A 12,787-nucleotide genomic window follows, 5' to 3' on the forward strand; every position below is an offset into this window, starting at 1 on the left:
ACAAGCAGTACCTGAGCCGAAGCAGGCAAAATTTGAGCGTGTACACCCTGAACCGTTGATACCAGATGAATCTATCCAGCTGTTTGATGCAGAAGCACAAGCCATGTTTGATGACTGGATGAAAGAAAACGAGCAGAAGCGATTTGAACAGGAGCAGAAACGGCTTGAACAGGAGCAAAAGCAGCTTGAACAGAAGCTGAAGCAACTTGAACAGGAGCAAGCCGCCAGTCAGCAGACACAAGCAGCACCTGAGCCGAAGCAGGCAAAATTTGAGCGTGTACACCCTGAACCGTTGATACCAGATGAATCTATCCAGCTGTTTGATGCAGAAGCACAGGCCATGTTTGATGACTGGATGAAAGAAAACGAGCAGAAGCGATTTGAACAGGAGCAGAAACGGCTTGAACAGGAGCAAAAGCAGCTTGAACAGAAGCTGAAGCAACTTGAACAGGAGCAGGCCGCCAGTCAGCAGACACAAGCAGCACTAGAGCCTCAACAGAATGAGGAAAATAGCATTGAGCCGTATATTGAAAATGAAAAAGCTCAAGTAACAACCGAAGAAGCGAAGGCGTGGCTTACATCTCAGCGAACGCCATTAACTGAAATGATAGCTGAAGATGATCTACAACTGCGTGAACAGGAGCAGGCCGCCAGTCAACAGACGCAAGCAGCACTAGAGCCTCAACAGAATGAGGAAAATAGCATTGGGCCGTATATTGAAAATGAAAAAGCTCAAGTAACAACCGAAGAAGCGAAGGCGTGGCTTACATCTCAGCGAACGCCATTAACTGAAATGATAGTTGAAGCTAATCTACGTGAGCAAAACAATAAAACCCTCAGTACACAAATAAAAGAGCAAGATAGTGAAATAATAAAACCAAAAATTCAACAATCAGAACATGATTACTTTAATGATAATAGTAAATTCCAATCAGTAATCCCTGATAAAGTTTCTAAATCTTATATAGAAGTTGAAGGGAAATTTTATTTTCAAAATAAACCCGATTCTTTGGCATTTGTTGATAAAGGAGCAAAACTACAAACAAAGCTCAATAGCCATCAAGTAGCTGATTCAATGGTTGAAATTGCTGAGGCTAGAGGATGGTCTGAAATACAAGTGAAAGGCACGGAAGATTTTCGCCGTGAAGTATGGTTGCAAGCTACTGCAAAAGGTCTTACGGCTCATGGCTATAAGCCCAAAGAGGAAGATTTAGCGAGACTAAAAAAACTTTCAAGTGAACGGGGAATTAATGAGATTGAATCAAGAGAGTTAGCTGATGATGTTAAAAAATTTCAGGCTAATAAAAAAAATAGCTCAGAAATCGATAGTACAAAGCAAACTCAAATAAATAATGACAATCAAAAATCAAGATCAACTATGAACGTCTCAGATAGTTCTTCGCTAGAAAAAGTTAATAAATTGGCTGGTAAACTCATTGAACACGGCGAAGCCCCATATGAGCATAAAGAAGGTAATCAATCTAGCTATTTTGTGACATTAGAGAATTCTGATGGCAAACAAAGCAAAACTTGGGGAGTAGATTTAAAAAGAGCTATAACTGAAAGTGAAGCCCAAAAAGGGGATAATATAGAACTCGAAAATTTAGGCCGTAAGCCTGTTACAGTTAAAAAAGACATTCAAGATAAAGACGGTAACGTTATAAAAACCGAAGAAATAAACACCTTTCGCAATAAATGGGAAATTAAAGCCGAGGCTATTAGAGATAAGGATAGGCCAGCGAAAGAGGTAATTAAAGAGCACCCTGATTTAATCAACGAAATAACCGCAGTAAAATTAGCTGAAAAAGTTTCTCAGAACATGAACACTAACGACCAAGAACGCTTTATGAATCGCGTCCGGGACAAACTAGCTGATAAAGTTGCAAACGGCGAAAAAAGCCCTGAGATAAAAGTAAAAGAAACTCAATCTATTAACCAGACGAAAGCTAAAGAAATTGAAGAAATAGAACGTTAATAAATATTGATTACATAGCCCGGAGTTGAATCCGGGCTTTTTTTTTGTACGACGTCCATCACAAAAAACTACCACGGGGTAGTAGTTTTACTTGCAAAGTACTACACCGTAGTACTATAATATCTACATAGACAGCACGGAGAGATTGCGATGGATTATTTAGAATTTATAGAAACTACCGCATTCAGCAAAACTAGAGCAGAACTAATAGAAGATGATGAATTTCATGAACTTCAAAGCTACTTACTGAAATATCACGAAAAAGGGAACACTATTAGTCAAACAGGAGGATGTAAAAAGATTCGTTGGAGTCGAAAAGGAATGGGTAAGCGCGGAGGAATAAGAGTTATCTATTATGTTCGGTTATTAAGTGGAAGAATATATTTATTACTAGCTTATCCCAAAAATGAACAAGAAGACTTAACGCAAGAGCAGAAATTGCAACTTAAAAATGTAATTCAACATATGAACTAAATACAGTTTGCGGCTTCCAAAAAAGCCGCAAAATCCAAATTGCATATTTCGTGCTGTTAACATTTTTATAACGAGGGTTAATTTATGGATAAGAGTTTATTTGCAGATCTTCTAGGCAGCGTACATGAAATGGTTGATATTGAAAATGGTAAAATTCAGCCTAAACCAGAGCATGTACACCGCCACGCTATCCCAAATGTTAAATCTATTCGAGAAAATTTCGGGATGAAACAACACGAATTCGCGGAAATGATGGGTACAAGTCTAGGATTAATTCGTAGTTGGGAACAGAACCGACGCACTCCATCAGGAGCTGCTTTAAAATTACTGTGCTTAATAGAGAAAAATCCGAGCATTGTAGAGTCATTAAAATCTATCTGATTGTACATTCCAATACTGGCAGCTATTAAATATGGCTGTCAGTAAATTTATATTTGTCGTTTTCTAAATTTAGACCTTCCGAAAAATTTTTTATTCCTCCCATTGCTTGAAATTAAACCCCCTCACCCCAATAAAAGAAAAGCAAATATGTTTAATTATTATTTATCTATATAAATTATTTAGAGGTTAAAATATGTCACATTTAGATATGATTGGCCCGTACCCATTTACAGCGCAACAAGTAGACAATACCATATCGAAACTAAGTGCGGGTAATTACGCTATTGGATATAAAAAACATGGTGCATTTATTCCTACATACATAGGAAGATCTGACTCAGATTTAAAAAAAAGGTTAAAATCACATATTGAAAATTATACTATTCAAGATGCTTTTTTTATGTATTCATATGCAAGTTCACCCAAAGCTGCATTTGAAAAAGAATGTAAAAATTACCATGACTTTGAAAATCAGCTCCTAAACAAGATTCATCCTGATCAACCAAGTAACAATAGTAAAAAATGGCATTGCCCTGTTATTTCTTGTGAAAAATCAAAGAAATAAATTCTATATAAACGCGCTGACCACATTTATTTTTTCGGGTCACATTAACTGTAAATTAAAAACTTGTCACTCTAAATAAACCTCTAAGAGTGACAAAAAAGATTAGTTAACATACATCTAAAGAGCACAGTTAACGTTCATCTTGATCTTGTTTATTACTTTTATCAGTAACAATCTCTTGCTTTGTCAATTTCTGGCTCACGAATTCCGCCATTTCATGACGTTCTGTTTTCATCGGCGGCATCGTATTTACAAAATTCACAATATCAGCCGATAGTTTTTGATCTGCTGGCTCAGAACTGCTATTTAACTCTTTCGCCGCAGATAACCAGCCTTTTCTAACTTCCTGCTGTCTAACCTTAATTTTTTCTTCCCACGGTTTAAATTTAGGAATTTTTCCAGCATTAATGTCTTTGAATTCTTCCACTATTTCTTTTATTTTGGCCTTGTCCACTTCCGGCGTTAGTCCTTTTTTCCTGATATGATTTATCGTCTGGCTAATTCCCTTTTTTATTACTCCGCGAGTTGTGCGAGGTGTGGCTTCTGCATCAATGCCCCTAGTTCGTAACTCTTTAGCAAATTCCTCCCGCCATACTTGCGGATCTCCTTTTTTCACATGTAATCGTTTTCCATCAAAACCAAAGTTTTTGATACTAATATGTACATGAGGATGATCAACATCTTCATGCAATACAAAAACGTATTGGTGATTATCACCAAACTGGTTTTTTGCAAATTCTCTGGCTGAATCTTTCACTGCTTTAGCATTAGTATTCTTAGGCATTGATAAAACCACGTTAGTAGTATCTCTTGTATTGGCTCTTCTTTTTCCCAAATCTTGTATCCAATCTTTATGAGCGGCCTTGATATCATCTTTCCCTTTTAATATTTCTCCCCTTTCATTCTCAAGCTCTAACTTTCCATTGCGACTAATGTAATCTAAGTGTGCTTTTATATGCTTAGTACCTTTCGAATGACCGCTTATCTTAACCATAACTTCAGATGCTTTATTAGCTATTCGCCCGGCTTTTCTTTTAAGATCTGTAGTCTTGTTAGACTTAATTTTTACTCGCCCTTCAAGCAAATCAGATAATTTATCATTACTCATTATTCCCCCAACGATTCATATTTTTATCAAGAAGCTGAGAAACAATTTCTTTGTGTTGATCTATTTTGCTAGCTAACGCCTCTATAGATTCTTTGTTAAGCCTGTCAGTTTCCCTAAATTCTATATTCAAGACCTTAGCTATTTGGTTAAGATTTCTTCCTATAGCCGCTAATTCTCGATTAGATTCACGCAAGGCATACATTTCTTTTTCAGTAATAACTGGCTCTTTATTTAGCGTATATATAGTTAAATTAGTAAGCCATGCTGTTCTGCTTGTAAAACCTTCATATCTGGCTCTTGATGTCATTTTGTCTATATCTTTAGCAAGCAAACGAATAGTAACCTTGTTTGAACGTGGTTCTGATAAAGATTTATTATCATCCGTTATTACTCCACTTGTGATTTTTTCAATCATAATGCCCAACATATCAGATTCACTAACACCTTTTTCTCTACAAAAAGTTTTCCATTTCTCCTTCAATTCGGGTGTTACTCTTTTAACAATTCTGGTCATAAATGAGCCTTTTTAATATGGGGGGGAGGGGGATAAATTGAACATAGCAAATACTGGTGCCAAACGCCAGCAATTTGCGAATCCTGCCTTAGCTATAACCCCCCCATAAAATTTCGTGCGCACGAAATTATTCACAATTTGACACTGATAAGGAGGGAACACACTATGAGGCATAAAAAAGATGCTGACGCGCTACGCTTGTCAACTACTGATGAAATCATAACAGATGCGCTACGCTTGCTAGTTATGATTCCGTCAGTAGTCCAGTTTTGACGGCAGATTTAGAAAATCTATTGATAGTTTTAACCTTCCATAACTGCTATTAGTTTTATATCGTTTAAATCTACTTCTTCCTCTATTCCGTCATCATCATATTTAACCCAACCCAACCCATAAGAAGTACGGCGATTAACTAATAGCCTAGCTGCACGATCACCATATTGAATCTGAATTATTGCTTTTTTTATCTTTCCTTCTTTTTCCTCTGTAAGTAAGAAATCAACAGCTTTTTGTTCATTGGGAGCTATTTCTCCACTAATTGGCTCACCATTAATTTTTAATAGTTGCCGTTCTTCCTCTTTTACATTGATATTATCTTGTTTTGTATCTTCTTCTATGCTGATATCTGTCTCGGTTATTACTTGCTTGTTTTCTTTCTTCGGGGGGAGAACTGATTTTAAATCAAATTCATCTGAATTTTTTAGTGAATCGCAAAAAGTCTTTACTTCCGCAGTAGTAATTTCGTTTTTTATATCAATGCAAAACTCTTCTACCTCTCCGGGGTACTTTTTATATGCACGATGTAATAATGTCATAGCTTGCATGGATGTTACCAAACCACTATCGTATAAATCACGAATACTATTATCCATTTCGAAGAAAATAAGGTGATCAGATACAAACGAAGCTGTTTTACCTAAACGAGCAGCTATCGCGCTTTTTTTATCACCTTTTTCAATTTGACGCTGAATAAAAGAGGCTGTTTCTAATGGCGAAAGAGGTTCACGCTGTATGTTATCAACGGCATTATCAAATTCGTCTGCATCATCATCAATAAGAGCCAACACTTCAGATAACCCAGCAAGTTTAGCAGCAGCACATCGCCGTTCTCCTGCATTCAAAATATATTCACCTGAAATTTCCGGGTGATTCCTCAAACTTACTGGATTTTTATTACCTCGTGGTTTCCCCGTAATTGGGTTTATAGACATCATAGATTCAGCCAGATTCTTTAATTCATCCTGATCTATGTTCTTACGGGCGTTGTTAGGGTCTTTGTGAATCTTATCTAATGATATTTTGATTAGATATCCTGCATGGCCTTCAGGTTGGGTATTCACTTCTAACGTAGAACCACTCATTAAAGCTGAAAAACTATCTAACCCACTTAAATCTAATCCGGTCTTATTCATTACTATGCTCCTATTTTTTCAAATATAATTTTAAATGCCTCTTGATATTCTTTTGCTGCTTCTCTTGCTGAAGTTTTATTCAGGCTCCAAACTGGTATACCTTGTGATAATGCTTCGGGTATAGATGAACGAATAGCAATTTTTGAACGAATTAAAAGGTTTGAATAATGCTCTACGAGTTCACGAAAAGCTTTTTTCTGGCTTTCTGAACGTGAATTGAATTTATTTACTAATATTCCCAAAAAAGTTAATCCAGGATTCCATTTATCTTTAACCCCGAAAATTGTTTGTAACATCTTTGTTATTCCATCAATGGAATATTCCTCTAACTCAATAGGGGACAATACATAATCAGCCACTATCAAAGCTGCTGACATACGTAACCCTAATGACGGCGGAGTATCAATAACACAATAATCAAATTTGCTTGATAAGTTAGATAATTGATCTTTGAAAGTAGCCATAACTGTAAGAGGAGCGCGTTCCATATCAGCCATTTTAGGATCGGCTTCTATTAAAGAAATTCCATTACTTGGCTCAAATTGTAATTTTGCATTATCAAATAATTGACTAGCACCAAAGTTAGCTACACATCCTGCCTTTTTTAAAGACTTACTAGAGTTGGCTTGCGGATCTAGTTCTACAAAAATAATTTTTTTACCCGCTTCACTTAAAGCCATTGCAAGATGCACAGCAATTGTTGATTTACCTACTCCGCCTTTTTGATTTGTTACAGTAATAATTTTCATAAAATGACCTTTAAATTTTGCTTGTATAAGACACCAACATATTAATTTCTTAAGAAATTATTCTATTTTTCCCAAATTATTCCAAATCCAGCTTTATAACAGAGTAAAGCCCATGCCGCGTAACTAATACCGCCTTCAGAACACCAACGCCTAAAAGTACGGCTACCCTTCCCTCTCCCTTGCTGACTCGGTAAGCCAATGTATTGAGCCGCATCCACTCCTGTAAACGTCCCTGTGCTTTGTTTAATGATGTTTAAAAGGTGTTTTATTTCTTCTCCCGTTGGAGGTTCCCAGCCATCATTAAAAGGGCGTAAAGTTTCAATTCTAATTTCGGTATTCAATAGCCTTCTCCTAATATGCCCCGGCAAGCGGGGCTTATTGGCTTAGACTGCCTGAAAACCGTTGCTTTGCTCGCGTACCGCTTGCATAACAGCTTTAAACTCTCTGCCAGTTAGCGGAGGAAGTTTAAAAGAGGTTCGGCTGTCTATAGCCTGTATAATCATATTTGCTAGTGCTAAAATATTATCGTTCATCGTTCACTCTCTCAAAGGTTCGCTGAACTTTCCCGCAGTGGTTGCCTCCATTGCGGGAAACCTTATAGGGCTTTTTAAATTCTTCAATTAGCCTTTACTCACAAAGATAGGCCAAAACATCCTACCCGTCAAGTGTAAGAGAAAGTTCATTTATTAAAAATTTAAATGTACTCATGTTTACTGTTTCTTCATATTGAAATATCGCGCCGTGACGCTCTGTAAGCGGTTTTTTCCCTTTTTCTTCGTAACTCCATTAGGAGAATAGAAAATGTCTTAGATTGTTATTTAGTTAGAAATTAAAAGTATTAATTATTTTATTCATGGTAATGACCTGATAGTTGTGATAACTCCAACTTTTACTACCATCCTATCTACTCGCAACGCTCGCCACAGTCTTTCTCTGAGGCGTACCACAGGAGCAAAGCGACGAGGAACGAACAGAGAAAGCGAGGAAGCGTAATATAGTCAGGAGCTACATTTAGCATGGTCACTCATTGGATAAATATTGCGCTAATTGATAGTGGCTTGATAAATGTTAATTAGATCGGTTTTTTCTTGTCAGGCTAACAAAGTTATCCACAAGTAAAATGGACAAAATTTCTTATTAAATATTTTTAAAATTATTAAACCTTATTAAAGGTAAAAAAAGTGAAGTATGTAATTGATTTTAAACTAAAAAAAATATCAAAAGTTTTTGAAGTCCAGTAAAAAGTTTTTGAAGTCCAGTATTTGGTTTTTAAAGTCCAGTACTTGGTTTTTAAAGTCCACCTTGAGAAATTTGTTATCAACAATAAAAAAGTCCCATTTCTTGAGTGAAATCACACCGTTTTTTTGCTTTGGTTTCTAAAGTCCATTATATTTAAATTCAGGTTTTTAAAATCCAGTATATTTTGGTTTTTGAAGTCCAGATTTTGGTTTTTGAAGTCCAAAAACAAGCAAGCCATTGAATTGCTTGAACAACTCAATGGCTTTAACCCGAACCCTATAGTGGTAGGATTGAGGCTATGGATGATTTTATTAAAAAATCAGGAAAAAACAATTTAATGACACTTCGCCCCCGTAAGTATACAGAAGCTGAATTTTTCATTGCTGATGAAATGGAAATCATAGCTTTTCGTGATGAGCTTGCTAGCATGGAACACCCATTTTTTGCGTTAAAAGGTGGGGACACTAAAATTAAAGAGTACAATAATGGAAATGTAACGGTTACTGTTACACCAAGTGTTGATGGAATGGCTACTATCTTCGATAAAGATATTTGGATTTATGCTATTTCGAAATTACAACAAGCAATGTTTGAAGAAAAACCGATCAGCCGAATTATAGCATTTACCCCTTATGATTATTTAGTATCGACAAATAGAGAGATAGGCGGTAATACTTATAAAAACCTTAAAGAATCACTTAGGCGATTATCAGGTACACGAATTGAAACTAATGTAATTTATTCAGAAGAAAAAAAGAAAACAGAAAACTTTGGATTAATAGATAAATGGCATATTTTGGAAGAGAAAAAAGGTAATCTTGATATTGGTATGATTGAGATAACTTTACCAGATTGGTTATATCAGAGCGTAACTAAAGCCAAAGTATTAAAAATTAGTAACGATTATTTTCGTATCAGAAAAGCTATCGACAGGAGATTATATGAAATTGCTCGTAAACATTGTGGTTACAGTGAAATGTTTACTATAGCTCTTGAAAAATTACATCTTAAATCAGGTAGCACCGCCTTAATAAAGGGCTTTCGTCATAGTGTTAAGCAACTTTCTAAGACTAATGATTTACCAGATTATGAGGTAATTTTTGATATCAAGAAAGATTCTGTAACATTTAAAAACAAAAAATTTGATCCAGCGGAAGAAAAAAAAGCTAGAAAGCGAACAGAAAAAAACAAGGAAGCAGAAAATATTTCGAAGATAAAATCAAAACTTCAAGAAAGATTTTTTTCCATACGTCACGGGGGTAAATAATTGTCTCCGGGTGATCCCATTAACCTTGATAGCCTTCTTTTTATGCCCTAAAAAGCATAAATATAATATCTTAAGAATAATAAAATTCTTGCCAAATACAGCCGAATGGCTGTATAATTAAGTTATTGAAAGGGAAATGGGTTCTCTTTCTTCCAAAGCCCAAACTGGGCGGGAGATTAAAATGAAAAAAACGGAATCAGAAGCCTTAGAAAGAGCGGTTAATAATGAATCAATCGCTAACTACGAAACCATCATTAACGGTTTTATGGCGATGGGAATATTAAAAGAAAACATTATTCCTCGCGTTAATGTTTTCACTTTTAATGCTTGGAAAGCAAAAAAACGAGTTGTAATAAAAGGTCAAAAAGGGATTAGAATTATTGTTTGTATTCCGTGTACAAAAAAAGATAAAGAAACTGGCGAGGAAGTTCCTGTTTTAAAAACAAAATCAACAACTGTTTTTCATATTTCGCAAACAAAACCTCTTGACGAAAACACTAAAGAAGAAATTCAATTTCCTACCGAAGCTACCGAAGCTACCGAAGCTACCGAAGCTACCGAAGCTACCGAAGCTACCGAAGCTACCGAAGCTACCGAAGCTACCGAAGCTACCGAAGCTACCGAAGCTACCGAAGCTACCGAAGCTACCGAAGCTACCGATCTTGAAGCCCGTAGAAATGCCTATGCTGAACGCATCGAAAGAAAGCGTGACAGATTAGAATACAGAGCAGCTAAAGCACGGGATGAATTTGATTCTTTATACAATAAAGCAAAAGATATGGCTGCGGTAATTCCTTTTGGACAACCTATATTAGTTGGGCATCATAGCGAAAAACGCGACAGAAATTACCGTGATAAAATTCATAATACATTTGGTAAAGCCTTTAAAATGATGGAAAAGGCTGATTATTACGCTTCTAAAGCGTCAATAGTGGGTACTGGCGGAATTTCTTCAGATGATCCTGATGCTATTTTTAAGTTAAAAAATAAATTGGCTGGTATGCAAGAAAGCCAAGATATAATGAAAAAATGCAACAAGGTAATTAGAAAGTTTAAAGATACAGATAGCCAAATTTCTGAGCTGATTAAATTAGGTCTGACAGAAGAGAGAGCCAAAAAAATTCTAAAGGAGGATTTTTCTGGTAGGGTAGGTTTTGCCCCTTATGCGCTACAAAACAATAATGCAAATATGGCGCGGATTAAGGCACGGATAGCCGAACTAGAGAAAATGCAGTGTATTGAACCAGTAAAAGAAGAATATAAAGATTTTTCTTATATTGTAGATAAGAACGAAAATAGATTGATGTTTGTTTTTGATAAAAGACCTAACAAAGATATCTGTAATTTATTGAATAAGAATTCTTTTAACTGGAGTCGAAATAAAAATGCATGGATTAGAAAAATAACACGAAATTCGCTGGCAGTTGCTCAGAGGATTAAACAAGAATTGAGTGAACTATAAACCCGAACATAGCGCCAAAAGGCGCTATGTTTTTTTTACTAAAAATATTGAGAGGTCTAATGTCTGCCGATGTTGTCAGAAAAAAAAACAAAGGTAACTATTCTTATGTAATAGTTATTGTTGGAAATGAACCTGAATATAGTTTCAAAGTTATAAAGTATGTTAAAACAAGAGGTAAAGAAAATAAAGGGAAAACAAAAAGAGAAATTATTTTTGATGAAGTGTTGAACCTTGAGCAAGTTTTATTGCTTGATGATGGTGTTTTAAAAGAATGTATTCAAGAAATAACGAACGGTGGATTAAATGAAAAATAAACCAACTCCAGAAGAAATAAGACAGGCAAGAATTGCAGCAGGGCTAACCTTGAAAGAAGCGGCTGAAATATTCGGATATCAATTACAGTCATGGCAAAAAAAAGAAAGTGCGGGAAGTACAAACAGGTCTTTAACGGTGGGGGAATATGAGTATTTATTATTGCTAGCGGGTTCACACCCTGAATATAAAATAGTAAGAAAATAAACTTGAAATACAGCCGTTTGGCTGTATAATTAAGTCATTGAAAGGGAAATAGGTTCTCTTTCTTCCAAAGCCCAAACTGGGCGGGAGTTTAAAATGAAAAAGTTTGAAATTAGTTTTTTTGCGAAAAACAAAGATCGTTGCATCGTAAGTCTAAGCATGATTATTGAAGGTAAAAATGAAGTAGAGGCGGGATTGGCCTTTAATAGAATCCATGCAGGAAAAGGCTATCAAATAGACCAAATTAAAGAAATCTTAGCGTAATAAAAAAGCGCGAAGATGTTACTGCATCCTCGCGCAAAATGACATCCTATACACTAGGAAAAAAATAAAATGTCTGAACGTATGATATCAGCTATCAAGTCTATTGCAAATGGCAAAAAAGCCACTATTCCCCTTATGAAGTTTTCCGAATTTACAGGTTTTATTAATGAAGCCATAAAAGAAAAGGAAAAATTTATCATGAAAGAAAAAAGTTTAACAACTGAACAAAAAAACGATGTGCTTAAATTTTTATCAGAAATAGTAAAATCCACGCAAACCATAGAACCACCGAATCAAAATCTTTACGATGATACAATAGAATGTGAAACAGATTCTTTTGATTCTATAACGATTTATTTAAAGAATAGATATCCTATTGGATTTAGCGATAATTTATCTATGAACCATTTTTTAATTGATTTATAAGAGCCAAATTAATTTATAGAGTCATTAGATAATGACTCTTTTTTATAAAAAAACAAAAAATGAAACTAAGAGTATGAATATGTATAAAGCAATATTTGAAGTAATCGAGTTGGTTGATGTTTATGGATGGAGTTTGAAGAGAGCTAAATTAGAAGCTAAAAAAAGATTAGGTTTAGAAATTAAAGCGCGTAGTAAAGATGAATTCGTTAGTGCTTTGCGTGAAATATATAAAAATTCTTGCTAACTTTGACTCGCTAAAAGATATTACTAACATGAATATGTACAGAAAAGAAAAAATTGTCTTAGTATAAAATCAGAATGTTATGCTTATTGGATTTAGTGATAATTAGAATGATTTTTGTTTCTGTTGTTGATGTTTTAAGTTAAAATAAAAATGGTGTTAGGTTGTGGAAACTTCCTAACACCAATATAGTA

General features: G+C 35.2%; 17 protein-coding genes. 11 read left to right on the forward strand and 6 right to left on the reverse strand.

The features are described from left to right. From AACS90_RS14350 to AACS90_RS14365, 4 genes are all read left to right on the forward strand, one after another. The coding region (locus AACS90_RS14350) for an LPD7 domain-containing protein (RefSeq protein WP_305847170.1) at window positions 1–1,975 on the forward strand (1,975 nt) is incomplete at its 5' end. A 150-nt stretch (window positions 1,976–2,125) separates the two neighbouring features. After that, window positions 2,126–2,449: a type II toxin-antitoxin system RelE/ParE family toxin gene (locus AACS90_RS14355; protein ID WP_099123135.1), complete on the forward strand. Its 324-nt coding sequence runs from the start codon at window positions 2,126–2,128 to the stop codon at window positions 2,447–2,449. An 84-nt stretch (window positions 2,450–2,533) separates the two neighbouring features. After that, a complete protein-coding gene (nadS, locus tag AACS90_RS14360) occupies window positions 2,534–2,830 on the forward strand; it encodes a NadS family protein (protein ID WP_099123136.1) in 297 nt (98 codons plus the stop codon). Window positions 2,831–3,023: 193 nt separating this feature from the next. Continuing rightward, window positions 3,024–3,395 carry a hypothetical protein gene (locus AACS90_RS14365; RefSeq protein ID WP_193757264.1) on the forward strand — a complete coding sequence of 124 codons (372 nt, stop codon included), beginning with the start codon at window positions 3,024–3,026 and terminating at the stop codon, window positions 3,393–3,395. 130 nt (window positions 3,396–3,525) lie between these two features. On the opposite strand, the gene AACS90_RS14370 is transcribed toward AACS90_RS14365, so the two are convergent. The 6 genes from AACS90_RS14370 to AACS90_RS14395 all read right to left on the reverse strand — a co-directional run bounded on the left by AACS90_RS14370 (window position 3,526) and on the right by AACS90_RS14395 (window position 7,711). Further along, entirely contained in the window at window positions 3,526–4,503 is a 978-nt protein-coding gene (locus tag AACS90_RS14370) for a relaxase/mobilization nuclease domain-containing protein (RefSeq protein WP_099123137.1), read from the reverse strand. Then, window positions 4,496–5,017 carry a plasmid mobilization relaxosome protein MobC gene (gene mobC / locus AACS90_RS14375; RefSeq protein WP_241538299.1) on the reverse strand — a complete coding sequence of 174 codons (522 nt, stop codon included), beginning with the start codon at window positions 5,015–5,017 and terminating at the stop codon, window positions 4,496–4,498. The genes AACS90_RS14370 and mobC overlap by 8 nt, the downstream gene beginning before the upstream one ends. Before the next feature lie 302 nt (window positions 5,018–5,319). Further along, window positions 5,320–6,429: a ParB/RepB/Spo0J family partition protein gene (locus AACS90_RS14380; protein ID WP_099123138.1), complete on the reverse strand. Its 1,110-nt coding sequence runs from the start codon at window positions 6,427–6,429 to the stop codon at window positions 5,320–5,322. Window positions 6,430–6,431: 2 nt separating this feature from the next. Further along, window positions 6,432–7,178, reverse strand: coding sequence for a ParA family protein (locus tag AACS90_RS14385; protein WP_099123139.1), 747 nt, complete (start codon window positions 7,176–7,178; stop codon window positions 6,432–6,434). A gap of 62 nt (window positions 7,179–7,240) precedes the next feature. Continuing rightward, window positions 7,241–7,519 carry a transcriptional repressor protein KorC gene (locus AACS90_RS14390; protein ID WP_241538300.1) on the reverse strand — a complete coding sequence of 93 codons (279 nt, stop codon included), beginning with the start codon at window positions 7,517–7,519 and terminating at the stop codon, window positions 7,241–7,243. Window positions 7,520–7,561: 42 nt separating this feature from the next. Continuing rightward, window positions 7,562–7,711: a hypothetical protein gene (locus AACS90_RS14395; protein ID WP_193757265.1), complete on the reverse strand. Its 150-nt coding sequence runs from the start codon at window positions 7,709–7,711 to the stop codon at window positions 7,562–7,564. A gap of 1,004 nt (window positions 7,712–8,715) precedes the next feature. Between AACS90_RS14395 and AACS90_RS14400 the strand changes: the two genes are divergently transcribed. The 7 genes from AACS90_RS14400 (at window position 8,716) to AACS90_RS14430 (ending at window position 12,596) form a co-directional block, all read left to right on the forward strand. Continuing rightward, complete coding sequence (locus tag AACS90_RS14400) at window positions 8,716–9,684, forward strand: replication initiator protein A (RefSeq protein ID WP_099123140.1); 969 nt, start codon at window positions 8,716–8,718, stop codon at window positions 9,682–9,684. A gap of 181 nt (window positions 9,685–9,865) precedes the next feature. Continuing rightward, entirely contained in the window at window positions 9,866–11,146 is a 1,281-nt protein-coding gene (locus AACS90_RS14405) for a DUF3560 domain-containing protein (protein WP_206601855.1), read from the forward strand. Window positions 11,147–11,205: 59 nt separating this feature from the next. Continuing rightward, window positions 11,206–11,460: a hypothetical protein gene (locus AACS90_RS14410; RefSeq protein WP_099123141.1), complete on the forward strand. Its 255-nt coding sequence runs from the start codon at window positions 11,206–11,208 to the stop codon at window positions 11,458–11,460. After that, window positions 11,450–11,665 carry a hypothetical protein gene (locus AACS90_RS14415; RefSeq protein WP_099123142.1) on the forward strand — a complete coding sequence of 72 codons (216 nt, stop codon included), beginning with the start codon at window positions 11,450–11,452 and terminating at the stop codon, window positions 11,663–11,665. The genes AACS90_RS14410 and AACS90_RS14415 overlap by 11 nt, the downstream gene beginning before the upstream one ends. Window positions 11,666–11,758: 93 nt before the next feature. Then, complete coding sequence (locus AACS90_RS14420; protein ID WP_193757266.1) at window positions 11,759–11,926, forward strand: hypothetical protein; 168 nt, start codon at window positions 11,759–11,761, stop codon at window positions 11,924–11,926. 69 nt (window positions 11,927–11,995) lie between these two features. Further along, on the forward strand, window positions 11,996–12,352 hold the full coding sequence (locus AACS90_RS14425; RefSeq protein ID WP_099123143.1) for a hypothetical protein: 357 nt from the start codon (window positions 11,996–11,998) through the stop codon (window positions 12,350–12,352). A 79-nt stretch (window positions 12,353–12,431) separates the two neighbouring features. Further along, complete coding sequence (locus AACS90_RS14430) at window positions 12,432–12,596, forward strand: hypothetical protein (RefSeq protein ID WP_206601856.1); 165 nt, start codon at window positions 12,432–12,434, stop codon at window positions 12,594–12,596. Window positions 12,597–12,787 lie beyond the last annotated feature (191 nt).

This window comes from Xenorhabdus sp. KK7.4 (genome assembly GCF_963876465.1).
Lineage (GTDB): Bacteria > Pseudomonadota > Gammaproteobacteria > Enterobacterales > Enterobacteriaceae > Xenorhabdus > Xenorhabdus stockiae.